Source organism: Phenylobacterium conjunctum (assembly GCF_042679085.1).
GTDB classification, from domain to species: Bacteria; Pseudomonadota; Alphaproteobacteria; order Caulobacterales; family Caulobacteraceae; genus Phenylobacterium; species Phenylobacterium conjunctum.
The window spans coordinates 128,552-150,066 of sequence record NZ_JBHTLQ010000002.1; the positions used below are offsets into that span (position 1 = coordinate 128,552).

Genomic DNA, 21,515 nt, shown 5'->3' on the forward strand with positions numbered 1-21,515 from the left:
CGGCGAATGCCGGGACCCAGGTCATAGAGCGGTGCGACTCATCACCTTGGCGCCTCGACCCGCTTTGGGTGGCGCCTGGATCCCGGCATTCGCCGGGATGAGCGGTCAGAGCGGAGCCTTCGCCCCCACCAGCAGCATCGGGTCCAGGTTTCGGCCGTGCCACTTCATGCGCCAGCACAGGTGCGGGCCGGTGACCCGGCCCTCCTTGCCCACAGCGCCGATCACCTGGCCCCGGGCCACGCTGTCGCCGGCCTTCACGTCAATCCGGGACTGGTGGAGATAGGCGGTGATCAGGCCCTGGCCGTGGTCGATCAGGGTCAGGCCGCCTTCGAAATGCAGGCCGGTCTCGGCGAAGGCCACCACGCCCGCCGCCGGCGCCCGGATCGGCGTGCCGACGGGTGCGGCCAGGTCATCGCCATAGTGCGGCCGCTTGGGTTCCCCGTTCAGGATCCGCTGGCCGCCGAACTTCGCCGACAGCCGGTACTTGGCCACTGGGGTGATGAAGCCGGTGCGGAAGGCGTCGAGGTCGGCCAGGCTGGCGAACCCGGCGGTCTTGCGCTCCACCTCGGCGGCGATGCGGGCCAGCAGCACCGGGTCCTGCGGTGAGACCTGGTCCTGGGGAAGGCCGTCGATACGCTGGATGTTGAAGACGCCCGGCGCGATCACCGCGATGTGGGTCGCCTCGCCGTCCGGTGTGGCGACCTTGATCTCCACCTGGGCCGGGGCGTCGCGGTCGAAACCGACGAAGAAATAGCCGGCCTCCGAGGCTTGGCCTTCCATCACGCCGTCGACGAACACCTGAGCGCGGGGCGCCGTGCGGCCGATGGCGTAGCCACCCTGCTGGTAGCGGCCGTTCAGGGACAGGCCCGGCGCGGCGGCGCGGGCGGGCGCGGCGAAGGCCGCGACAGACAGGCCGATCAGGGCGGCGCGGCGGTCGATCCCGCTCAGCGGTTGGTTTCCTGCCAGCGCTGCAGGGACTCGGCGGGGCCGGCATAGGCCTCCTGCAGCGGCGCGCTCCAGTAGCGCAGGGCCTCCAGCGGGATCTTCACGCCAGACACCGCGCAGATCACGTAGCGGCCCTGCTTCAGCACCACGAACTCGCCGTCGCCATAGTGGACGGAGGCCAGGTCGGCGGCGCCGGGAAGATTGCGATCTTGAGCGTTCATGGTCGCAGTCTAGCGCGTCAGGCCGTCTCAGAACAGATCGCCCTGGTTGGAGGTCGAGGCCGGCGGCTTGGCCGGGCGGGCGGGCCGTGCGGCGGGAGCAGGCTTGGGCTGGGCCGCGGGGTCGGCCGCGCCGTCGATCACGGCCTGCCGCGTGGTGTCGGCGAAGACCAGGCTCACCGCTTCGCCCGCGCCCAGGCCGGCGCCCTGCCGAACCAGCGATCCGTCAGCGCGGGTCACGCGGGCGAAGCCGCGGGCGAGCGGCGTGTCGGGGTTCACGCTGGCGTGCAGCTTGGCGAGCCCGTCCAGCCGCTCGGACAGGCGCTCCAGCTTGCGCTGGACCGCGGGGGCGAGCCTGGCTGTGAGCCGGGCCAGGTTGTCGGCCTGGACCTGCTGCGGTCGTTGCAAGAGGCTGGGGCTGAGGCGCGCGGCGATGCGGCCCAGGTCCGAGCGATGCGCCGAGACATTCCGCTCCAGCCCCGCCGTGAGGCGTGCGCCCACCCCGGCCAACCGCTCGGCCTGCGCCTGGCGGGGCCGCTGCAGCAGAGCCGGCGTCAGGCGCGATCCGACCCGCACCAGCTCGGTGCGATGGGCGGCCACGTTGCGCTCCAGAGCCGCGCCCATCCGGCTCTTGGCCAGGTTGAAGCGCTGGCCGGCCAGTTCCACCAGGTCCGGCACACGGGCCAGGCTGCGCTCAAGGCTGGAGACCTTGGTGCGGCGGTCCTCCACCAGCCGTCCGCCGCTCCTGTGCAGGCGGGCCGACAGATCGGCCACGGCGGCGCGCAGCTCGGACAGAATCGGGGTGGCCATCTCGGCGGCCGCCGTGGGGGTGGGCGCCCGACGGTCGGAGACGAAGTCAATCAGGGTGGTGTCGGTCTCGTGCCCCACGGCCGAGATCAGCGGGATCTGCGAGGCCGCCACCGTGCGGGCCAGGGCCTCGTCATTGAACGCCCACAGGTCCTCCACCGACCCGCCGCCGCGGGCGACGATCAGCACGTCGGGGCGGGGCAGGGCGCTGCCCGCGCCCAGGGCGTTGAACCCTTCGATGGCGGCGCGCACCTGGCCGGCGGCGGCGTCCCCCTGGACAACCACGGGCCAGACGATGACCCGACAGGGCCAACGGTCGCGGATGCGGTGCAGGATGTCGCGGATCACCGCGCCGGTCGGGCTGGTGATCACGCCGATCACCGCCGGGCTCTCGGGCAGGGGCTGTTTGCGGGCCGGATCGAACAGGCCCTCGGCCTGCAGCCGGCCCTTCAGCCGTTCCAGCTGGGCCAGCAGGGCGCCGACGCCGGCGGCCTCCATGCTGTCGATGACGATCTGGTAGCGGGATCCAGCCGGATAGGTGGTGATCTTGCCGGTGACCACGACCTCCAGCCCCTGTTCGGGGCGGACGGACAGGTTGCGGACAGAGCCCTTCCAGACCACGCCGTCGATGGCGGCGCGCTCGTCCTTAAGCGTCAGATAGACGTGGCCATTGGAGTGGAAGGTGACCTTGGACAGCTCGGCGCGCAGGCGCACGAAGCCATACTGGTCTTCAAGCGTCCGCTTGAGGGCGAAGGCCAGTTCCGAGACGGAATAGGCCTTGGCGTTGCCGTCGGCGGTGTCTGGGGCGAGCTCGCTCATGGCCGGACGTTAGCGGGAGCCGGGCCGAAACCCAAACCCCCGCTAACCCATCCCCAACGGATTTCGGTGCTCGCGAAACCTAGATGTAGCGGCGCAGCGAGCGGGCCAGTTCCGAGGCGCTGGAGCGCTTCTTGGCCTGGGCCGGCTGATAGGCGACGCGGGCGTGCTCGGCGCAGTACGGGCCTTCCGACTGGCGGCGACCGCAGAAGGTGAAGCCGTCGCTGGACGGATCGCCGATCGGCCACTTGCACATGTGGGCGCCCAGGGTCAGCACGGTGGCCGAGCCGGGGGCTTCTTCCACATAGCGGACGGGCGAGGGAACCGGTGTCGGGGCCGGGGCCGCGGCGGCCTGGGCCACCGCCGGCTCGGCGATGCGGCGCGGCGCGGCGGGCTGGGCCGCCGGACGGGCGGGACGGGGCGCCTTGAACACCGGGCGGGCCGGCTTCGACGGCGCGGCGCGGCCGGACAGGCCCAGGCGGTGAACCTTGCCGATGACGGCGTTGCGGGTGACCCCGCCCAGCTGCTTGGCGATCTGACTGGCCGACAGGCCGTCCTGCCAGAGCTTCTTGAGCGTCTCGACGCGTTCGTCCGTCCAACCCATGGTTCCGCCTCCACCGCTATGTCACTCGGATCCCGGGGACGCCCCCGCGGCCTAGCCGGGATCTACATCTTGTGGTGCTCGTGTCTCTCGACCCCAGCAACTACCAGATATCGTAAACAGTTCCTTAATCGCCACAATAGGCGCCCCACCCTTCGTCCACAGGAACAAGATATAGCGTCGCAAGGTCGCACCCTTGCGCAGCCGTGCGGGGTGGCGCACATGAACGGGCATGACTGATCTGCGCCTGGCCGAAGCCGTCGTTCCGCCCGAACCCCGCAACTACCATGGGGTGAACTGGGCGGGTTTCCAGACCCTCTACCTGCGCGAGGTGCGCCGGTTCTGGAAGGTGGGGATGCAGACCCTGGCCGCGCCGGTGGTCACCTCGCTGCTCTACATGATGGTCTTTGTGGTCGCCGCCCAGGGCGCGCGGCCGCCGGTCCACGGCGTGGCGTTCGGGACCTTCGTCGCGCCGGGCCTGATCATGATGGCGATCCTGAACAACGCCTTCGCCAACTCGTCCTCCAGCCTGCTGCAGGCCAAGATGAACGGGCTGATCAGTGACTTCCTGACCCCGCCGCTGACCCCGCCGGAGCATGTGGCGGCCTTCGCGCTGGGCGCCGCCACCCGCGGCATCGCCGTGGGCCTGGTCACCGGCCTGGTGATCCTGCCCTTCGCCCACGTGCCGATCACCCATGTCTGGGCCGTGCTCTATTTCGGTCTCGGCGCGGCGATGATCCTGGGGCTGCTGGGCGTCATGGCCGGGCTGTGGGCCGAGAAGTTCGACAACATGGCCGTGGTGACGAACTTCATCGTCATGCCCATGACCTTCCTGTCGGGGACCTTCTACCTGGTCGACCGCCTGCCGGAGCCGTTCCGGACCGGCAGCCACTACAACCCGTTCTTCTATCTGATCGACGGCTTCCGCTACGGCTTCATCGGCCACGCGGAGGGCTCGCTGTTCACCGGCGTGCTGATGGTGGCCGGCCTCGTCGTGGCCCTGACCTCGGTCTGCCTGTGGATGTTCGAGACGGGCTACAAGATCAAGACCTGACCGCTCCGGCGCGTCTATCCCTCTGACGACAACAGGTTTCTAGCCGTCCGCGCAATTCGTGTTGCGCCGCCAAAATTGATGATATACGAACTATCATCATGAAAGCGGTGAGAACATATAATTCGCAGCTGCGCCAATCCCAGGCGGAGGCGACCCGCGAGCGCATCCTGGCCGCCATGGCCGAGCTCTATGAGCGCGACGGCGAGGCCGCGACGGTGCGCGCCGTGGCGGAACGCGCCGGGGTGCGGGAGATCACCGTCTATCGGCACTTCCCCAATCGCGACGAGCTGATGAAGGGCCTCTGGGCCTGGCTGAACCGCAAGCACGGCGTCACCGTCGGCATGCCGGAGACGGCGGAGCAACTGGTGGCCCAGATCGCTCCTCTGTTCGCCACCTTCGGCGCGGCGCCGGCCCACGTCGCGGCCTCGCTGCGCACGCCCGAAGGGGTGAAGGTTCGCAACAGTCTGAACGCTGATCGATCCGAAGCCTTCCTGACGATCCTTGCGGATATCGCGCCGGACCTGGCCCCAGACGAGCGCCGCAAGGCCGCCGCGGTGCTGCAACTGCTCTATTCCGCCCACACCTGGATTTCGATGCGCGAGCAGTGGGGGCTGGATGACGCCGCCGCCGCCGAAGCGGCCGGCTGGGCCGCTGAACACCTCATCGCCGATCTGCGCGCGCGCGGCTCGGCCCCGATCCGGCCCGGCGAAGCGGGCCCTGCCGACAAGGAGGCGCAGTCATGATCGCCCACTTCTCCATCCCGGCCCGTGACCCCCGGTCCGCGGCCGAGGTGTTTGGAAAACTCATCGACGGCGCGGTGATGCCGTTCCCGGTCGTGGACGGCGCTTGGGTGGCCATCGCCCGGGACGGATCCGGCGTCGGCGTCGAGGTGGTTCCCGCCGCCACCGCGCACCACATGGGCCAGGGCGAGGCGGGCGCCGCGGCCCAGGGGCCCTTCGTCATGCCCTGGGAGACCCAGATCCGCCAGGACGGCGACGAAACCTCGGCCAGCGGCTTTCACGTGGCCATGACCAGCCCCCTGTCGGCCGAGGAGATCGTCGCCCTCGGCAGGGCCGCGGGCTGGCGCGCGGTCCACTGCGACCGGGGCGGCGTGTTCGATCTCGTCGAGCTTTGGGTGGACAACCGCTCGTTGGTCGAGGTGCTTCCTCCAGAAGGCGCCCGCCGCTATCGCGATTTCTACCGGCCCGAGGTCGCCGGGGCGATGTTCGGACAGCCGGCCTGACCCCAGGCTTTTATTGACATTCGGGCCAATCCCCCGGAAAACGCCAAGCCTTCATGTCCCCGTCGCCCCGCGGCGGGGACGATCTCTTTTGAGGAGGCTTCTACCGTGACTGAAAAGACGGCGACGCAAAGCCCGCCCGTTCCCAGCGACCACATCATGGGCGTGTACAACCGCACCCCGCTGGCGTTCGAGCGAGGCGAGGGCGCCCGACTTTTCACCACCGACGGTGAGGCTTACCTGGACTGCATGGCCGGCATCGCGGTGAACGCGCTGGGCCACTCCAATCCCAAGCTCGTGCAGGCGGTGAAGGACCAGGCTGAGAAGCTCTGGCACGTCTCCAACATCTTCACGATCCCGAACCAGGAAAAGCTCGCCAAGGTCCTGACCGACGCGACCTTCGCCGACGTGGTGTTCTTCACCAACTCCGGGACCGAGGCCGTGGAGTGCGCGATCAAGACCGCGCGCAAGTACCACTGGGCCAAGGGCCATCCTGAGAAGATCGACATCATCGGTTTCGAAGGCTCATTCCACGGCCGCACGCTCGCCGCCGTCAACGCCAGCGGCAACGCCAGCTACCTGGAAGGCTTCGGCCCGCGCATGCCGGGCTTCGTCCAGCTGCCCTATGGCGACCACGAGGCGCTGAAGGCCGCCATCGGTCCGACCACGGCGGCGATCATCATCGAGCCCGTCCAGGGCGAAGGCGGCGCGCGCGCCCTGCCGGACCAGTGTCTGCGCGGCCTGCGCGAGCTCTGCGACGAACACGGCATCCTGCTGATCCTGGACGAGATCCAGTGCGGCCTGGGCCGCACCGGCAAGCTGTTCGCCTATGAGTGGGCCGGCGCCGAGCCGGACATCATGTGCGTCGCCAAGGCGCTGGGCGGCGGCTTCCCGGTCGGCGCCTGCCTGGCCACCGTCGATGCGGCGCAAGGCATGACCGTGGGCAGCCACGGGTCGACCTATGGCGGCAACCCCCTGGCCATGGCCGTGGGCCTGGCGGCCATGCAGGAACTGAACTCGCCGCAGCTCTTGGCCCATGTGACCGAGGTGGCCGGCTACTTCACCCAGCAGTTCGAGGGGCTGAAGTCGCGCTTCCCGGACGTGATCGCCGACATCCGCGGCAAGGGCCTGCTGATCGGGCTGAAGCTGAACACGCCGAACCGCGAGTTCATGCAGCATTGCCGCGACCAGCACCTGCTGGTGGCCGGCGGGGGCGACAACTGCGTGCGCCTGCTGCCGCCGTTGACCCTGACCCTGGACGAGGCCCGCGAGGCGGTCGGCAAGATCGAAGCCGCCTGCGAAGCCGCCCGCGCCACGGCCAAGACCGCCGCCTGACCCTATCCGCTCATTCCCGCGAAGGCGGGAGTCCATTTCCTCAGGCCCGCCCATTCGACAGTCAGAATGGATCCCCGCCGTGGCGGGGATGAGCGGGCATTGGAGACGAGGTAGCTTCGATGACCCAAGCGCCTAGACACTTCATCGACCTGTGGCGGATGGAAGCCGCAGACATCCGCGCCATCCTGGATGACGCTCACGCCCGCAAGGCGGCCCGCGCCGGCTGGCCCAAGGGCCGCGTCGACCCCGACGCTCCGGCCCGCGACCGCGTGCTGGCGATGATCTTCGAGAAGAACTCCACCCGCACTCGCTTCTCCTTCGACGCGGCCATGCGTCAGCTGGGCGGCGACGTGCTGATCTCGACGGCCAACGACATGCAGCTGGGGCGCGGCGAAACCATCGAGGACACGGCCCGTGTCTTGTCGCGCATGGTCGACGCCGTGATGATCCGCGCCAACAGCCACGAGGACGTGGAGCGCTTCGCCCATTCCTCCAGCGTGCCGGTGATCAACGGCCTGACCGACAAGAGCCATCCCTGTCAGATCCTGGCCGACATCATGACCATCGAGGAGCATCGGGGTCCGATCGCCGGCAAGACCCTGGCCTGGGTCGGCGACGGCAACAATGTCTGCTCCAGCTTCATCCACGTGGCCCCCAAGCTGGGCTTCAAGCTGAACATCGCCTGTCCGGCCCTCTATCACCCGGACCTGATGGACCTGGCCCGCGCTGAGGAAGCTCAGGGCCGCATCGAGATCACCCGCGACCCGCGCGAAGCCGTGCGCGGCGCCGATGTGGTGATCGCCGACACCTGGGTCTCCATGGGCGACGTCGACCATGACGAGCGCATCGAGGCGCTCGAGCCCTACCAGGTCGATGACGCCCTGCTGGACCTGTCGGCCAAGGACGGGGTGTTCCTGCACTGCCTGCCGGCTCACCGTGGCGAAGAGGTCACCGACGAGGTCCTCGACGGTCCGCGCAGCCTGGTCTGGGACGAGGCGGAGAACCGCATCCACGCCCAGAAGTCCATCCTGGCCTGGTGCTTCCGCGCCATCTGAGGCGGGGAGCCTAGCTGGCGAGGCGCAGGGGCTCCGCCGTGGGCCGCCGCGCCTTCAGGCTCTCCACCAGCCGTGAGATTGCGTCGGCCTGGCCGGCCTGAGGCAGGAACCGGACATTGGTCCGGCCCTGGTCGAGCCCCAGGACCTCGGCCCTGACCGGCCCGTCCACGCCCGGCAGGGCGATGTCGATGATCCCGGTCAGGCTGACCGGGGCGTTGGCCAGCAACGCGCCCCCTTCCGACAGGTTCAGCAGCTCCGCCTGGAACAGGTCCGGATGGCGGCCGGCGCTCACGGCGATGCCGGCGTCGATACGCGGGGACCGTCGGCGTTCCACCTCGTCGGTCGAGGTGCGCACCACCCGCACCAGGGTGGAGGACAGGCTGTCGATCTCGCTGGAGACCTCGGCGGCGAGGGCGTTGACCTCGTGCGAGGTACGGCCGGCCACGTCCGAGGCGGCGGAGGCCGCACGGATCGACTGGACCATCTGCTCGGCCATCCGCGCGGTCTCGTTGGTGGCCGCTGTGATCTCGGCCGTGGCGCGGGTCTGGTCCTCGACCGCTTGCACGATGGCCGACTGGCTGGCGTCCATGCCGCTGACGCGCTCGGTGATGCCCTGGACCGCCCCGATGGTGTCCTGGGCCGAGGCCTGCACGCCGCCGATCAGGTTGCGGATGTCGGTGGTGGCCGCCGCCGTCTGGTCGGCCAGCGACTTCACCTCGCCGGCCACCACGGCGAAGCCCTTGCCCGCCGTGCCGGCCCGGGCGGCCTCGACGCTGGCGTTCAGGGCCAGGAGATTGGTCTGGCGCGCGATATCGGCGATCAGGTCGGTGACCCGGCTGATCTGGTCCACCGCCTCGGACAGCTTGCCGATGGCGGCCTCGGTGTCTCCGGCGGCGGCGGCCACGTCGGTGGCGGCGCTGCGGGCCTGGCCCACCTGGCCCATGATGTTGCGGATCGAACCCTCCAGGGCCATCGCGATCTGCGCCACCGAGCGGGTGCGGGTCAGGGTCTCGCCGGCTGTACGGGTCATCTCGGCGTTGGCCTGGTTGGCGTCGCGGGCGGCGGCGGACAGGTCTCCGGCCTTGGTCGACATCTGGCGCATGGCCTCGGCCACAGCTACGACGGCGCCGCGGGTGTCGGCTTCCACCCGCTCGGCCATGTTGCGCAGGGCGCTGGCCCGGCGGTTCTCGGCCGCGGCCCGTTCAGCCTCGCTCAGCTCGCGACTTTCCTCCTGGGCCTGGCGCAGCCGTCGGGTCTCCAGGCCCTGTTCGCGGAACACCTCCAGCGCCCGGGCCATCTCGCCGACCTCATCCTGGCGTCCGGTGTGCGGGATCTCGACGTCCAGGGCGCCGGCCGACAGGGCCTCCATGGCCGCGGTCATGTCCGCCAGGGGCGCGATCACCTCGCGCGCGATGCGGGCCGCGCGGCGGCGAACCTGAAGCATCAGCACCCCGCCGACCGCCAGGATCAGCACCACGAACAGGCCAAGGCACACCGCCGCCAGGCGTTCGGTTCGCGTATTGGCGGCGTTGGCGTCCTGGACCAACCGGTCGACCGCGGCCCGGTGGGCGGCGTAGTCGCGGCTGATCGCCTCGTAGCTGGTTCGCGCCGCCTCAAGATTTCCGGCCCGCAGGGCAGGGACGAACCGCTCTTCGATCTCGCGCCAGAAGGTCTGGGCCGGCTGGTTGGTGGCCTCAAGGATCTGGGTCTTCAGACCGCTCTGCAGGGCCGAGGCCCGCCAGTAGGCCTGGCGTTCCTCGTACTGGGCCTTCAGCACCTGTAGCCGCTCGGCGCGCGCCCCGACCTGGTCCGGATGGTCCAGGGCCAGGGTGGTCTCCAGATAGGCTTCGATCACGTATTCCGGCGGCGGCAGGATGTCGGCGATCAGGTCCTTGCCCAGGGAGATGCGGTGATACAGCGGCCCCTCGATCCGCAGGACCTGCAGCGAGACCAGCGAGGCGCTCGCCAGGACCAGCAGGGCGACGAGCACGGACCTGCTGAACGCCTCAAGGGCCATGCGCAGACCAGAGCGGGACATCGACTGCGTCATACCTACCTCCGACAGGCCCACAGGAGACGTCTGAGCCGGTTAACAGGACCTGTAAGTGACTGATTGTGCTTGTGAAAATCATACAATTCTGACGGGTGAGGCGCCCAGTTCTTGGGCGTCTGTGCGTATTTGCCGCACAGCGAGACCGCCAGGGCGAGCGGTCATCGGGGGCGGACAACAAGGGGTGGCGGCGCGCCTGAACACGGCCCGGCTCGCATCCTGGGCCGCTAGGCCCTATATGCCCGCCCGATGAGCCAGAACCTGAACGCCATTCCCGACAACCTCGTCGCCCCCTTCCAGATCGAGGACGAGCCCGTGCGCGGCCGTCTGGTGCGGCTGGGCGAGGCGGTGGACACCATCCTGCAAGCCCACGCCTATCCCGAGCCGGTGGCCAACCTGCTGGGCGAGGTCTGCGCCCTGGCCGCCCTGGTCGGCTCCAACCTGAAGTTCGAGGGCCGGCTGATCGTCCAGGCCCAGGGCGACGGGCCGGTGCGCTATGTGGTCTGCGACTACGACACCTCCGGGTCGCTGCGCGGCTACTGCCGGTTTGACGAGGCCGAGGTGGCGGCCGCGACGAAAGGCTTCGCCCGGCCGGGCGCCCGGTCGCTGCTGGGCGACGGGGTGTTCATCATGACCGTGGACCAGGGCCCGGACATGGACCGCTACCAGGGCGTCACCGCCATCGAAGGCGAGACCCTGGCCCTGAGCGCCGAGCAGTATTTCGCCCAGTCCGAACAGACCCCCACCCGTATCCGCCTCGCCGTTGGCCAGGTCGACACCGGCGACGGCCCGGTCTGGCGCGCCGGGGGCATGTTGATCCAGGCCATCGCAGAGGACGACGCCCGCGGCTCGACCGCCGAGGCCTGGACCCGCACCCAGGCCTTCTTCGAGACCATCGGCGAGGACGAACTGGTCGATCCCACCATCTCGGCCGAGACCCTGCTGTTCCGCCTGTTCCACGAGGACGGCGCTCGGGTGTTCGAGCCCAAGCCGATCCAGGCCTTCTGCCGCTGCTCCCTGGACCGCATCGCCACGGTGCTGGCCTCGTTCTCCGAGGACGAGCGGGCCGACATGGTCGAGGACGACGGCCAGATCCGGGTGACGTGCGAGTACTGCTCCAAGGTCTATGCGCTGACGCCCGACAGCCTCGCCGCCATCGGCCAGGCCAGCTGATGTCGACGCCCAAGCCCGGCAGCTGGGCCGATGTCCTGGCGCAGGGGCGGGCGAGCCGCTTCGGCTTGATCTGCCTGGGCGTCTGGCTGAGCGCCGCGGACTCCCTCGTCACCGCCACCATCATGCCCAGCGTCGGCGCTGACCTGGGCGGCTACGCCTATTTCGGCTGGGCCACCGCCGGCTTCCTGCTGGGTTCGGTGATGGCCGGGGCCAGCTCGGGGCTGCTGGCGGCCCGCTTCGGCCTGCGCCGCGCCACCGCCGCCTCGGCCCTGCTCTACGCCGTGGGTTGCCTGATGAGCGCGGCGGGGCCGGACATCTGGACCTTCCTGGCCGGCCGCGTGCTGCAGGGGATCGGCGGCGGCTGGGTCGCCGGGCTCTGTTCCGTGGCTATCGGCGTCATGTTCCCCGACCGCACCTTGCCCAAGGTCTATGCCGCCATCACCGCGGTCTGGGGCGTGGCCAGCCTGCTCGGCCCGATGATCGGCGGCCTGTTCGCCGACGCTGGGGTCTGGCGCTGGGCCTTCTGGTCTTTCGCCATCCAGGGCGTGGCCGTGGCCCTGACCTCCCTGGTCATGCTGCCGAAGGGGGAGGATGGCGAGGCCGGGGCCGGCGTCGCCTGGACCCAGCTTGGCCTGATCGCGGTCGGCGTCACCGCCATTGGCCTCGCGGACCTGGCCGGCGACGCTCTGCGGTCCGGCGTCCTGACCCTGGCCGGCGTCGCGATCCTGGCCGCCACGGTGTGGATCGACGGGCGGATGACGACGCGCCTGCTGCCGCGGGGCTCCAGCAATCTGCGCACCGTGCCGGGCGCGGCCTATGCGGCCATGTTCCTGCTCACCGCGGCCTCCATGGGCTTCAGCGTCTATGGCCCGGCCATCCTGCAGACCCTGGCCGGACTGAAGGCCCTGTCCGCCGGCTATGTGATCGCCGCCGAGTCCCTGGCCTGGACCCTGGCGGGCCTGGCGGTCTCCGGCCTGACCGGACGCTGGCCGACCTGGATGATCCGGCTGGGGGCGGTCTCCGCGACCCTGGGCGTCGCGCTCAGCATCTGGGCCTTCCCGTCCGGCCAGGTCTGGCCGGTGATCGTGGCGGGCTGTGCGTTGGGCGCGGGCTTTGGCCTGTCCTGGGCCTTCATGGCCCAGCAGCTGCTGGCGGGCCTGGACGAGACCGAGCGCGGCATCGGGGCGGCCGGCATCTCGGCCGTGCGCCTGACCGGCTCTGCGGCGGGCGCGGCGGCGGCGGGCGTGGTCGCCAACCTGACGGGCCTGTCCAAGGGGCTGGACGTCACCAGCGCCCAGGCCGCCGGCGTCTGGGTGTTCGCCTCGGTGGTTCCGGTCAGCCTGCTGGGCGTCTGGGCGGCCTGGCGCATGGGCCAGGCGCGTTCGGCCTAGGCCGCGCGGCCCAGGTTCTGGACCATGGTCTGTAGCTGCACCGCGGCGCGGGCCGACAGGTGCGCGGTGGTGTCGGGATGCGCGGCCAGGCGCCTGGCCTCCTGGCGGGCCCGCTCGGCGGCCGGGCCTAAGGGCGCGGCCTCGCCGGTCGCCATGCGGATCAGGGCCTGGACCTTCTCCACCGGGCTGTGGGCCGCCTTGCGGATCCCCTGGATGATTTTGGCCTCGGCCTCCAGCTTGCCGCCCATCTCGCCGATCAGGGTCAGCAGGGCTTCGATGCCCGCCTCCTGGCCGCCGGCCCGAGCCACGCGCCGGTACAGGTTCGCCAGCTGGCCCAGGCGGATCGCCGCAGGCGCCTTGCCGCTCATCGCCTCGGTGTCGAACTTCAACGAGGTGACGCAGGACTGGATCCAGCGCACCGCCTGGCGCTTGTGGGTTCCGCCGACCACGCTCTCCATCAGTCGCACCAGGGCCATGGCTTCGTCGATCGGGGTGCGGGCCACCTTCAGATAGGCGGTGACGAATTCGGTGCCGACCAGGGTGTGCGACCGGGAGACAAAGGCCTCGTGCACGGCCTCCGCCCCGCCCATGGGTTCGGCCGCGGTCATCAGGGTGATGGCCAGGGCGCGGCAGATCTCGACCTCGCCCTCGGGGCTGGCGGGACGCAGGCGGCGTGGGCTGGCGACCTCGGCCAGGACCTTGCGGCCCAGGGCCTGGCGCAGGCCTGCGACCCGCGGCTCGGCCAGGAAGCGCGCCAGGCGCTCGCCGATGTCGGTGGGCTTGGGCAGCAGGGCGGCCGCGGCGGGATCGATGGCGCCCACCGCCTTGGGGACCTCCGGCGCCACCAACTGGGCCAGGGCGCCCAGGTGGCTGGCTGGATCAAGCTCTGCGCCCAGCATCTCGGTCATGGCGGGGCCCAGGTTCAGGATCTCCGCCATCGGCTGGGCCAGGACGTGGAAGGCCAGATCGCGGCCGATCCCGGTCTCAGGCGCCGCATCGGCCAGGTTCAGGATGCGCTCGACCTTGGACGGCCAGTCCTCGGCCGAGCCCAGATAGCCCGCCACCGCGCCGCCCATCAGGAACAGCCGCTCGTCGGCTTCAGCCAGGGCTTCGCAGGTCTCGCCGAAGCCGGAGACGGAAATGGTCGGGAACGCCTTGGCCTGGGTCGCCTGGCGCAGGCGGGCCGCCGCTTGGTCGATCACCGGGTGCAGGCCGCGGATCACCTCGTGCACCGTCGAATGCCGCAACAGGGCCTCGGGCACCGCGAACTTCTGGATCGCGTGTTGGAACTCGCCGCCTGCGTTGCGCAGGGTGTCGACGAGGTCGAGGCGATGGATCAGCTCGAAGGCGGTCGACTTGCGCCGCGCCAGCCAGCCCTCCAGCACCTCGGCGATGCGGGCGCGGGCCATGGGACCATAGAGGTCGCTGCCTGCCTGGCAGCGGGGCGGGGGCAGGTCGCCGGAGCGCAGCTTGCGGGTGACGGGAGAGGTGAAGTCGCCTTCGCGGCGGATGCACAGCGGGCTGAACTTGCCGGACTTCGGATCACGGGTTTCGCGGATCACCATCACGGCGATGAACTCGCCGCTGCCGATCATCTCGTTGGCGACCTGGATCGCGCGGTGCTGGTCTTCCAGCCACGCCTCAAGGTGCACCGCCGAACCGGGGCGCCGCGCCAGGACTTCGTAGTGAACCTGCTCCTCCATGCGGCCATCATGACCGGATGGGGTTTACGGCCTGTGAAATCGCACCCCTGCGGCGAGCCGCCGCAGGTCGCTACATCTTAGAGTTGGTCCAGACCGTAGGCGGCGTGCAGAGCGCGAACCGCCAGCTCGGTATAGGCGGCGTCGATCAGCACGCTGATCTTGATCTCGCTGGTGGAGATCACCTGGATGTTGACGCCCTTGTCGGCCAGGGCGCTGAACATCGACTTGGCGACGCCCGCGTGGCTGCGCATGCCGACCCCGATCACCGAGACCTTGGCCACGTCCTCGTTCACCTGGACGTCCTCGAAGCCCACCTTGCCCTTCAGGCCGCGGACGATCTCCACGGCGCGCTGGGCGTCGCGCTTGCCGACCGTGAACTCCATATTCGCGGTGTCCTGGGTGCGCGCATGGCTCTGGACGATCATGTCCACATTGACGTTCGCGTCGGCCAGGGCCCCGAAGATCTCCGAAGAGACGCCCGGATGGTCCGGCAGGCCGAACAGGCTGATCTTCGCTTCGTCGCGGCTGTAGGCGACGCCGCTCACGATCCGCTTTTCCATGATCTCTTCCTCGTCGCACACGATGGTGCCCTGGCCCGGCGCTTCGCCCGGCTCGACAAAACTCGACAACACCCGCACGGGCACGTTCTGGGCCATGGCCAGCTCGACCGAGCGGGTCTGCAGCACCTTGGCGCCCAGGGAGGCCATTTCCAGCATCTCCTCGTAGGAGATCTTGGCCAGCTTGCGGGCTTTGGATTCAATCCGCGGGTCGGTGGTGTAGACCCCGTCCACGTCGGTGTAGATGTCGCAGCAGCTGGCCTTCACCGCCGCGGCGATGGCCACCGCGCTGGTGTCCGAGCCGCCCCGGCCCAGGGTGGCGATGCGGCCGTCGCGGGTCACGCCCTGGAAGCCGGCGATGACGGCGACCTCGCCCTTGTCCATGGCCTCGATCAGCTTGTCGGCCTGCACATCGTCGATGCGGGCGCGGCCATGAGCGTCGTCGGCGATGATCGGGATCTGCCAACCCATCCAGGACCGCGCGGGCAGGCCCATATTGCGCAGGACCATGGCCAGGAGGCCCGCGGTCACCTGTTCGCCAGAGGCCACCACCACGTCGTATTCGTCGTCCGACGCGGGCAGGCCGGCGGCGGCGGGGCCGGCGTTATCGGTCCAGGCCACCAGTTCGTTGGTCTTGCCGGCCATGGCCGAGACCACCACGGCGACCTTGTGTCCGGCGGCGACTTCCGCCGCCACCAGGCGGCCGACGCGCCGGATGCGCTCCAGATCGGCCACCGAGGTGCCGCCGAATTTCATCACAAGCCGGGACAGGGTGATCGCTCCCCTAAAGCAAAAGGCGGGACCTTCTAGCGACGGCGACGCGCGCGGGCAACGCCGTGCTTCGACTTCCGTGGCGTTGCGCGCTAATAAGCGCCCCATGACCGCGACCTCCAGCATCGACCCCGCCGAAGTCGAACGCTTCTCCCGCATCGCCGCCGAATGGTGGGACCCGAAGGGCAAGTTCGCGCCCCTGCACAAGTTCAACCCCGTGCGCCTGGCCTTCATCCGCGACGAGGCCGCGATGCGGTTCGGCCGCGACACCCGCCAGCCCCGGCCGTTCGAAGGCCTCAAGCTGCTGGACATCGGTTGCGGTGGCGGCCTGCTCTCCGAGCCCATGAGCCGCCTGGGCTTCCAGGTCACCGCCGTCGACGCCTCGGAGCGCAACATCGGCGCGGCCAGCGCCCACGCCGCCGAGTGCGGCCTGACCATCGACTTCCGCGCCTCCACCGCCGAGGCGCTTGAGGCCGAGGGCGCCGGGCCCTTCGACGTGATCCTCAACATGGAGGTGATCGAGCACGTCAATGATCCGGGCGAGTTCCTGCGCACCTGCGGCCGGCTGCTGGCGCCTGGCGGCCTGATGATCGTCGCCACCCTCAACCGCACCCTGAAGGCCTTCGCCCTGGCCAAGGTCGGCGCCGAGTACATCCTGCGCTGGTTGCCCCCCGGCATTCACGACTGGAACAAGTTTCTGCGCCCGGATGAACTGCGCGACTTCCTGCGCAATGAGCCCCTGGCCATGCAGGGCCCGTTTGGGGTCAGTTTCGATCCCTTGAGCGGCCGCTGGTCGCGTTCCAGCGACTGCGACGTCAACTACATGATGACGGTCACTAGGGACGCAGTTTAGAGAGCGGACAAAGGATCTTATCCATGGCTTCTCTCCGCGTGCTCGGTCACGCCTTCCGCGCCTGGCGGCGCAACATGCGCTGGGCCAAGCATGAGCCCGAGACCCCCTATCTGGCCGACCTGCTGTCGGGCTCGCCGGTGTGCCTGCACGTGGGCGCCAGCGACGGCCGCCACTCCTATGTGATGACCCAGGTCGCGCCCGACGCGCGCATCTACGCCTTCGAGCCCTCGGCCTTCACCTTCGAGGTGCTGAAGACCTGCCTGGCCTGGCACGGGATCGGCCGCCAGGTCACCCCGATCCACGCCGCCGTCTCCGACGAGGCAGGCGAGCTCCTGCTGGTCACGCCGAAAAAGACCTCCGGCCGCATGGGCCGCGCCTATGCTTACGTCGCGGCGCAAGCCCCCGAGGGCAAGGTGCGCCCGGACCTGGAGGACGTGGGCGTCGAGGTTCAGCCGACCCCGGTGGTCACCCTGGACGACTACTGCGCCAAGCACGGGGTCGAGCGCGTCGATTTCATCCGCATGGACATCGAAGGCGCCGAGCAGAAGGCCCTGAAGGGCGCCGAGGCGATCATCGACCGCGACCGCCCCCACGTGCTGATCGAGATCCACCCGGTCATGCTGGCCGACCGTTTCGGCGGCTCCGCCGAGGCCGTGGTCGACCTGTTCCGCTCGCGCGGCTACCGCATGTTCGCCCTGAACGGCGACCGCCTGGAAGAACGCACCACGGTCTGCCCGGACGTGCCCTGGAAGGACTACTTCTTCATCCACCCCACCCGCGCGGCGAAGCTGCCGGACGGGGTGTTCAAGGCCCGCATGGCGGCCTGACGGGGCAGGGCGGCGAACGCGCCGCCCGCTTACTGACAATGAGAAAGACCGCGAGGCCCAGAGGGTCTCACGAGGCGCACGAATTCGACGACCGAATTCGTACCTGGGCGTTTGACGTCAACATGGACGAACGGTGGGTGGACAAGGTGCAATCCTGACAGCCTGCTCATGAGACGTCCCTCCAGAGTCTGCGATCGCCAGGGCGGTGTTCTTCGGCCTTGCGCTTACAGATTGAATTTGGCCATGGTGCGGGACGGCTCGCCGGGAATTCGCAATGCACGACCCGCTCTATTGGATTGCCCTGGCTATTCTGTTGGCGACGCCCCTGTTGCTTCTGCTGCGCGCGCGGAGCCCATTGATCCGGTCCTGGACGCCCCCTGTCGTCCTGGCGCTGCTGCTCACGCCCTGCCTGCCTAGCGGCTGCTATGCACTTCTTGGGACAGCTTGTTATGTCGGCGGCGATTGTCCCTAGGGGCGCTCAGCGCGCTTCGCCAACAACGCCTCCAACTGCCCGAGCTGCTCTCCCGCCATCGCCTGCTGGCCCGCGAGCGCGTCCTCAGGAACCGGGCCCGGATAGGCCTCGCTCATCGTGAGCAGGGCGCGCTCGCCGTCTGCCTCGAAGGTCACCGTCGTGACCGGGCCGTCCTCGCCTTCCTCGTTGGTCCAGACGAGGCGGAGGGGCGGCGTCACCTCGAGGTAGCGGCCGAAGAAGGTCATGGCGTCCGCGCCCTCGCCGAAGGTGATGCGGTAGCCGCCGCCGGTGCGGGCGTCGATCTCGCAGGCGGTGATGACAGCGCCCATGGACTTGGGCGCCCACCACTGGCGGAACAGCTCGGGGTTGGCCCAGGCGTCGAACACGGCCTGGACAGGCGCATCGAAGAGGCGGCTGACAACCACCTCGCGGTCACCCTTGCGGGATACGGTGGTGGGGTGGTTCGGCTTGGCGGGGTCCATGTCGTGTCCTTTGTGATCCAGGCGTCCGGCTTAGGACGCGCGTGGGCCCGGCGCGCCGACATGCGCCCTGGCCTTCTTCGTCCCCGCAGGCTAGCAGCGCGCCCATGATCCGCCTCGACAACATCTCCAAGCAGAACGGCCACCAGATCCTGTTCATCGACGCCTCCATGGGCGTGCTGAAGGGGGAGAAGGTGGGGCTGGTGGGCCCGAACGGGGCCGGCAAGACGACCCTGTTCCGGATGATGACCGGCCAGGAGCCGCCGGACGACGGGCTCGTGGTCACTGACCCTGGCATCACCATCGGCTATTTCAGCCAGGACGTCGGCGAGATGTCGGGCCAGAGCGCCGTGGCCGCGGTGATGGACGGGGTGGGGCCGGTCAGCGCGCTCGCCGCCGAGATGGCCGCGCTGGAGGCCGACATGGCCGATCCGGACAAGGCCGACCAGTTCGACGCCGTGATCGAGCGCTATGGCGAGGTGCAGCACCAGTTCGAGGAACTGGACGGTTACGCCCTGGAGGCCCGCGCCCGCGAGGTGCTGGCCGGCCTGTCCTTCAGCCAGGAACGCATGGACGGCGATGTCGGCCTGCTGTCGGGCGGGTGGAAGATGCGCGTGGCGCTGGCCCGCATCCTGCTCATGCGGCCTGACGCCATGCTGCTGGACGAACCCAGCAACCACCTGGATCTCGAAAGCCTGATCTGGCTGGAGAACTTCCTGAAGACCTACGACGGCGCGCTGCTGATGACCTCGCACGACCGCGCCTTCATGAACCGGATCATCAACAAGGTGGTGGAGATCGATGCGGGCCAGCTGATCACCTATTCCGGCGACCTCGACTTCTACGACCAGCAGCGCGCGCTCACCGAGCAGCAGCGCCAGGCGCAGTACGAGCGCCAGCAGGCGATGCTGGCCAAGGAAATCAAGTTCATCGAGCGGTTCAAGGCCCGCGCCAGCCACGCCGCCCAGGTGCAGAGCCGGGTCAAGAAGCTCGACAAGATCGAGCGGGTGGAGGCGCCGCGCCGCCGCCAGACCATCCAGTTCGAATTCGCCAGCCCGCCGCGCTCCGGCGAGGACGTGGTCGCCCTGAAGGGCGTGAACAAGGCCTATGGCGAGCACCGCATCTATGCCGACCTGGACTTCCTGGTCCGCCGGCGGGAGCGCTGGTGCGTGCTGGGCGCCAATGGCGCGGGCAAGTCGACCCTGCTGAAGCTGGTGGCCGGGGCCGACGCGCCGGATGCGGGCGCGGTGAACATCGGGGCCAGCGTGAAGATGGGCTATTTCGCCCAGCACGCCATGGACCTGCTGGACGGCGATGAGACCATCTTCGAGTCCCTGGAGCGGTCCTTCCCGCAGGCCGGCCAGGGCGTCCTGCGCAACCTCGCCGGCTGTTTCGGCTTCTCCGGCGACGACGTGGAAAAGCCCTGTCGGGTGCTGTCAGGCGGCGAGAAGGCGCGGCTGGTCATGGCCAAGATGCTGTTCGACCCGCCGAACCTCCTGGTCCTCGACGAGCCCACCAACCACCTGGACATGGCCACCAAGGAGATGCTGGTCGCCGCCCTGGCCGACTTCGAAGGCACGATGCTCTTCGTCTCCCACGACCGCCACTTCCTGGCCGCCCTGTCCAACCGCGTCCTGGAGCTGACGCCGGAGGGCGTTCACCAGTACGGCGGGGGTTATACGGAGTATGTGGCGCGCACCGGCCAGGAGGCGCCGGGGCTGCATCCGGGGTAGGATTTATTTCGGCACCTTTCCAGGCTGGCGAACACCCACCAGCCAGAAGGTGAGCCCTCCGGTCGCACACAGGACGAAAATTGCCACGAGCAGGTGCGACATCTGTGTCCAGCCTGCCTCTGTGAGGTTGCCGCCTTGGGCGATGAGCCGTCCGTCCACCCAGGCGCTCTCCGGTTGGGGGCCTGTCAGTGTCGAACAGGCGACCGGCGCGCTTGCGACCAATCCACCCGCGAGCATGAGCCACATAAGGCGTGGACGGAGCCAGCGCTTCAGGATCAGGAGCGCCGGTACGCCAAAGATCAAGGTGGCCGGATAGCCCCCGAACAGGGCGAACATCGCAACGGTCTTGAGCAAGCCTCCGTTGTCGAGGCCATCGAACAAGGTCGGCAGCGAGATGAGCAAGGCCGGTGCAAGGGGGGCCAGGATGAAGGCTAGCACAAGCCGGCGCCGGCTCAGCTTCGGGGCGGTGCGGTCCGGCGGTGTGGGGGGGCTCCGGGCATGTCTGATTTGCCTTGGGTGTAGCCTGGTTGCTCGCCGCTAGCTTATCTCACCTCTTTCGCGCAGGTCTTCGAACCCACCCAGCGTCACCGGCGGCTGACCCGGTAGCTTGATGCGAATCTCCACCGTCCCGCCGGCGGCTTCCACGAAGCGGCGCAGGGTGGAGACATAGAGGTCGGCCTGTTTCTCCATCTTCTGGACAGAGGGCTGCTTGATGCCAAGCGTCGCGGCGAGCTGGGCCTGGGTCTTGCCCGCCAGCTTGCGAACTGCTGTCAGGCCCTCCACCTCAGCAATCATCTCCTTTGCGCGCGCCTCGACCTTGGCGCGTCGCGCTGGGGGCAGGGCGGCCAGAAGGTCTTCGGTGGTCCGGGCCATCAATGCTTCTCCTTTAAAATCCAGCTCGCAAACCGCGCCTCGGCCTTCCTGATCAAGGCCTTGTAGAAGCGGGTCTCCGACACGCCGGACTTGTCGCCGCCGCACAGCACGATGGCGCGTTGTTTCGGATCGAACGCGAAAGCAAACCTCCAGACGCCGTCGTTGGCGCGGAACCGGAGCTCCTTGAGGTTCTTCATCGTTCTCGCGTTCAACGTGTCGACGAGCGGCCTGCCCAGTGACGGGCCGCGCTCGGACAGCGCCAGCATGGCCGCCAGGAGTTCATCGCGAACCTCTTCGGGCAGCGCGTCGAACTCTGGATCGAACTCATCATGCGTGACGACCGTCCAGGGCATGCCGAAGATATAGCTTTCTATCTATTTTGCAATAGCTCTAAGGCTATCAATCAGAATGCTCGCTAGGAGATATAGTTTCGGATTAGCATCTTATGGGGGTGGTGATGGGCGCTCAAGCACGCGCCGCAAGGTTCTACTCGAGCACCCCCTCCTTCCCATCGGCCCACCCCCGCCCTAAACCTTGCCGCATAACAACGGGGAGGGGACCG

The 21,515-nt window shown here is 69.1% G+C and carries 21 protein-coding genes; 10 read left to right on the plus strand and 11 right to left on the minus strand.

The genetic code is table 11. From position 1 onward, the window contains the following. Window positions 1–105: 105 nt before the first annotated feature. The 4 genes from ACFQ27_RS01415 to gcrA form a co-directional block, all read right to left on the minus strand. Window positions 106–798, minus strand: coding sequence for a M23 family metallopeptidase (locus ACFQ27_RS01415; RefSeq protein WP_377352098.1), 693 nt, complete (start codon window positions 796–798; stop codon window positions 106–108). Between the two features lie 146 nt (window positions 799–944). Further along, window positions 945–1,166, minus strand: coding sequence for a DUF2093 domain-containing protein (locus ACFQ27_RS01420; RefSeq protein WP_374345328.1), 222 nt, complete (start codon window positions 1,164–1,166; stop codon window positions 945–947). A 27-nt stretch (window positions 1,167–1,193) separates the two neighbouring features. Continuing rightward, window positions 1,194–2,789, minus strand: a complete 1,596-nt coding sequence (gene xseA / locus ACFQ27_RS01425; RefSeq protein ID WP_377352099.1) for an exodeoxyribonuclease VII large subunit — start codon at window positions 2,787–2,789, stop codon at window positions 1,194–1,196. A gap of 79 nt (window positions 2,790–2,868) precedes the next feature. Then, window positions 2,869–3,390, minus strand: a complete 522-nt coding sequence (gene gcrA, locus ACFQ27_RS01430) for a cell cycle sigma 70 cofactor GcrA (RefSeq protein WP_374345326.1) — start codon at window positions 3,388–3,390, stop codon at window positions 2,869–2,871. Between the two features lie 229 nt (window positions 3,391–3,619). Between gcrA and ACFQ27_RS01435 the strand changes: the two genes are divergently transcribed. The 5 genes from ACFQ27_RS01435 to argF all read left to right on the plus strand — a co-directional run bounded on the left by ACFQ27_RS01435 (window position 3,620) and on the right by argF (window position 8,071). Next, window positions 3,620–4,441: an ABC transporter permease gene (locus tag ACFQ27_RS01435; protein ID WP_374345325.1), complete on the plus strand. Its 822-nt coding sequence runs from the start codon at window positions 3,620–3,622 to the stop codon at window positions 4,439–4,441. Between the two features lie 98 nt (window positions 4,442–4,539). Next, window positions 4,540–5,184, plus strand: coding sequence for a TetR/AcrR family transcriptional regulator (locus tag ACFQ27_RS01440; RefSeq protein ID WP_377352100.1), 645 nt, complete (start codon window positions 4,540–4,542; stop codon window positions 5,182–5,184). Further along, complete coding sequence (locus ACFQ27_RS01445; protein WP_377352101.1) at window positions 5,181–5,684, plus strand: hypothetical protein; 504 nt, start codon at window positions 5,181–5,183, stop codon at window positions 5,682–5,684. Before ACFQ27_RS01440 ends, ACFQ27_RS01445 begins: the two co-directional genes overlap by 4 nt. 156 nt (window positions 5,685–5,840) lie before the next feature. After that, a complete protein-coding gene (locus ACFQ27_RS01450; RefSeq protein ID WP_374345538.1) occupies window positions 5,841–7,016 on the plus strand; it encodes an aspartate aminotransferase family protein in 1,176 nt (391 codons plus the stop codon). Between the two features lie 119 nt (window positions 7,017–7,135). After that, a complete protein-coding gene (argF, locus tag ACFQ27_RS01455) occupies window positions 7,136–8,071 on the plus strand; it encodes an ornithine carbamoyltransferase (protein WP_374345321.1) in 936 nt (311 codons plus the stop codon). Window positions 8,072–8,081: 10 nt separating this feature from the next. Here the strand turns inward: argF and ACFQ27_RS01460 are convergent, their stop codons facing one another. Further along, complete coding sequence (locus tag ACFQ27_RS01460) at window positions 8,082–10,121, minus strand: methyl-accepting chemotaxis protein (protein ID WP_377352102.1); 2,040 nt, start codon at window positions 10,119–10,121, stop codon at window positions 8,082–8,084. Window positions 10,122–10,370: 249 nt separating this feature from the next. Here ACFQ27_RS01460 and ACFQ27_RS01465 point away from each other — a divergent pair, with 249 nt between their 5' ends. Together ACFQ27_RS01465 and ACFQ27_RS01470 are read left to right on the plus strand one after the other, a co-directional pair. After that, on the plus strand, window positions 10,371–11,294 hold the full coding sequence (locus ACFQ27_RS01465; RefSeq protein WP_377352103.1) for an Hsp33 family molecular chaperone: 924 nt from the start codon (window positions 10,371–10,373) through the stop codon (window positions 11,292–11,294). Beyond that, window positions 11,294–12,685 carry an MFS transporter gene (locus ACFQ27_RS01470; protein WP_377352104.1) on the plus strand — a complete coding sequence of 464 codons (1,392 nt, stop codon included), beginning with the start codon at window positions 11,294–11,296 and terminating at the stop codon, window positions 12,683–12,685. Before ACFQ27_RS01465 ends, ACFQ27_RS01470 begins: the two co-directional genes overlap by 1 nt. Here ACFQ27_RS01470 and ACFQ27_RS01475 read toward each other — a convergent pair. Both ACFQ27_RS01475 and ACFQ27_RS01480 read right to left on the minus strand, forming a co-directional pair. Next, window positions 12,682–14,388 (minus strand): hypothetical protein, encoded by a 1,707-nt coding sequence (locus tag ACFQ27_RS01475; protein ID WP_377352105.1) that lies wholly within the window; start codon window positions 14,386–14,388, stop codon window positions 12,682–12,684. The genes ACFQ27_RS01470 and ACFQ27_RS01475 overlap by 4 nt on opposite strands. 77 nt (window positions 14,389–14,465) lie before the next feature. Beyond that, complete coding sequence (locus ACFQ27_RS01480) at window positions 14,466–15,716, minus strand: aspartate kinase (protein WP_374345537.1); 1,251 nt, start codon at window positions 15,714–15,716, stop codon at window positions 14,466–14,468. Between the two features lie 106 nt (window positions 15,717–15,822). Here ACFQ27_RS01480 and ubiG point away from each other — a divergent pair, with 106 nt between their 5' ends. Both ubiG and ACFQ27_RS01490 read left to right on the plus strand, forming a co-directional pair. Beyond that, complete coding sequence (ubiG, locus tag ACFQ27_RS01485; protein ID WP_377352106.1) at window positions 15,823–16,569, plus strand: bifunctional 2-polyprenyl-6-hydroxyphenol methylase/3-demethylubiquinol 3-O-methyltransferase UbiG; 747 nt, start codon at window positions 15,823–15,825, stop codon at window positions 16,567–16,569. A gap of 23 nt (window positions 16,570–16,592) precedes the next feature. Then, complete coding sequence (locus ACFQ27_RS01490) at window positions 16,593–17,396, plus strand: FkbM family methyltransferase (protein WP_374345313.1); 804 nt, start codon at window positions 16,593–16,595, stop codon at window positions 17,394–17,396. Window positions 17,397–17,864: 468 nt separating this feature from the next. Here the strand turns inward: ACFQ27_RS01490 and ACFQ27_RS01495 are convergent, their stop codons facing one another. Next, a complete protein-coding gene (locus ACFQ27_RS01495; RefSeq protein ID WP_377352107.1) occupies window positions 17,865–18,350 on the minus strand; it encodes an SRPBCC domain-containing protein in 486 nt (161 codons plus the stop codon). A gap of 104 nt (window positions 18,351–18,454) precedes the next feature. Between ACFQ27_RS01495 and abc-f the strand changes: the two genes are divergently transcribed. Continuing rightward, window positions 18,455–20,080 carry a ribosomal protection-like ABC-F family protein gene (gene abc-f / locus ACFQ27_RS01500; RefSeq protein WP_377352108.1) on the plus strand — a complete coding sequence of 542 codons (1,626 nt, stop codon included), beginning with the start codon at window positions 18,455–18,457 and terminating at the stop codon, window positions 20,078–20,080. A 3-nt stretch (window positions 20,081–20,083) separates the two neighbouring features. Here abc-f and ACFQ27_RS01505 read toward each other — a convergent pair whose 3' ends face one another. The 3 genes from ACFQ27_RS01505 to ACFQ27_RS01515 all read right to left on the minus strand — a co-directional run bounded on the left by ACFQ27_RS01505 (window position 20,084) and on the right by ACFQ27_RS01515 (window position 21,306). Further along, window positions 20,084–20,482 (minus strand): hypothetical protein, encoded by a 399-nt coding sequence (locus ACFQ27_RS01505; RefSeq protein WP_377352109.1) that lies wholly within the window; start codon window positions 20,480–20,482, stop codon window positions 20,084–20,086. Window positions 20,483–20,617: 135 nt separating this feature from the next. Continuing rightward, the gene (locus ACFQ27_RS01510; protein WP_377352110.1) at window positions 20,618–20,953 is read right to left on the minus strand and encodes an XRE family transcriptional regulator; all 336 of its coding nucleotides are present in this window, start codon (window positions 20,951–20,953) and stop codon (window positions 20,618–20,620) included. Continuing rightward, a complete protein-coding gene (locus ACFQ27_RS01515; RefSeq protein WP_377352111.1) occupies window positions 20,953–21,306 on the minus strand; it encodes a type II toxin-antitoxin system RelE/ParE family toxin in 354 nt (117 codons plus the stop codon). Before ACFQ27_RS01515 ends, ACFQ27_RS01510 begins: the two co-directional genes overlap by 1 nt. Window positions 21,307–21,515: the final 209 nt, after the last annotated feature.

What these genes read in the sequence shown, in the direction of transcription:
- ACFQ27_RS01420 (WP_374345328.1), bottom strand. Translation starts at nt 1,166, where the DNA reads ATGAACGCTCAAGATCGCAATCTTCCCGGCGCCGCCGACCTGGCCTCC.
- xseA (WP_377352099.1), bottom strand. Translation starts at nt 2,789, where the DNA reads ATGAGCGAGCTCGCCCCAGACACCGCCGACGGCAACGCCAAGGCCTAT.
- gcrA (WP_374345326.1), bottom strand. Translation starts at nt 3,390, where the DNA reads ATGGGTTGGACGGACGAACGCGTCGAGACGCTCAAGAAGCTCTGGCAG.
- ACFQ27_RS01435 (WP_374345325.1), top strand. Translation starts at nt 3,620, where the DNA reads ATGACTGATCTGCGCCTGGCCGAAGCCGTCGTTCCGCCCGAACCCCGC.
- ACFQ27_RS01440 (WP_377352100.1), top strand. Translation starts at nt 4,540, where the DNA reads ATGAAAGCGGTGAGAACATATAATTCGCAGCTGCGCCAATCCCAGGCG.
- ACFQ27_RS01445 (WP_377352101.1), top strand. Translation starts at nt 5,181, where the DNA reads ATGATCGCCCACTTCTCCATCCCGGCCCGTGACCCCCGGTCCGCGGCC.
- ACFQ27_RS01450 (WP_374345538.1), top strand. Translation starts at nt 5,841, where the DNA reads ATGGGCGTGTACAACCGCACCCCGCTGGCGTTCGAGCGAGGCGAGGGC.
- argF (WP_374345321.1), top strand. Translation starts at nt 7,136, where the DNA reads ATGACCCAAGCGCCTAGACACTTCATCGACCTGTGGCGGATGGAAGCC.
- ACFQ27_RS01460 (WP_377352102.1), bottom strand. Translation starts at nt 10,121, where the DNA reads ATGACGCAGTCGATGTCCCGCTCTGGTCTGCGCATGGCCCTTGAGGCG.
- ACFQ27_RS01465 (WP_377352103.1), top strand. Translation starts at nt 10,371, where the DNA reads ATGAGCCAGAACCTGAACGCCATTCCCGACAACCTCGTCGCCCCCTTC.
- ACFQ27_RS01470 (WP_377352104.1), top strand. Translation starts at nt 11,294, where the DNA reads ATGTCGACGCCCAAGCCCGGCAGCTGGGCCGATGTCCTGGCGCAGGGG.
- ACFQ27_RS01475 (WP_377352105.1), bottom strand. Translation starts at nt 14,388, where the DNA reads ATGGAGGAGCAGGTTCACTACGAAGTCCTGGCGCGGCGCCCCGGTTCG.
- ubiG (WP_377352106.1), top strand. Translation starts at nt 15,823, where the DNA reads ATGACCGCGACCTCCAGCATCGACCCCGCCGAAGTCGAACGCTTCTCC.
- ACFQ27_RS01490 (WP_374345313.1), top strand. Translation starts at nt 16,593, where the DNA reads ATGGCTTCTCTCCGCGTGCTCGGTCACGCCTTCCGCGCCTGGCGGCGC.
- ACFQ27_RS01495 (WP_377352107.1), bottom strand. Translation starts at nt 18,350, where the DNA reads ATGGACCCCGCCAAGCCGAACCACCCCACCACCGTATCCCGCAAGGGT.
- abc-f (WP_377352108.1), top strand. Translation starts at nt 18,455, where the DNA reads ATGATCCGCCTCGACAACATCTCCAAGCAGAACGGCCACCAGATCCTG.
- ACFQ27_RS01510 (WP_377352110.1), bottom strand. Translation starts at nt 20,953, where the DNA reads ATGGCCCGGACCACCGAAGACCTTCTGGCCGCCCTGCCCCCAGCGCGA.
- ACFQ27_RS01515 (WP_377352111.1), bottom strand. Translation starts at nt 21,306, where the DNA reads ATGCCCTGGACGGTCGTCACGCATGATGAGTTCGATCCAGAGTTCGAC.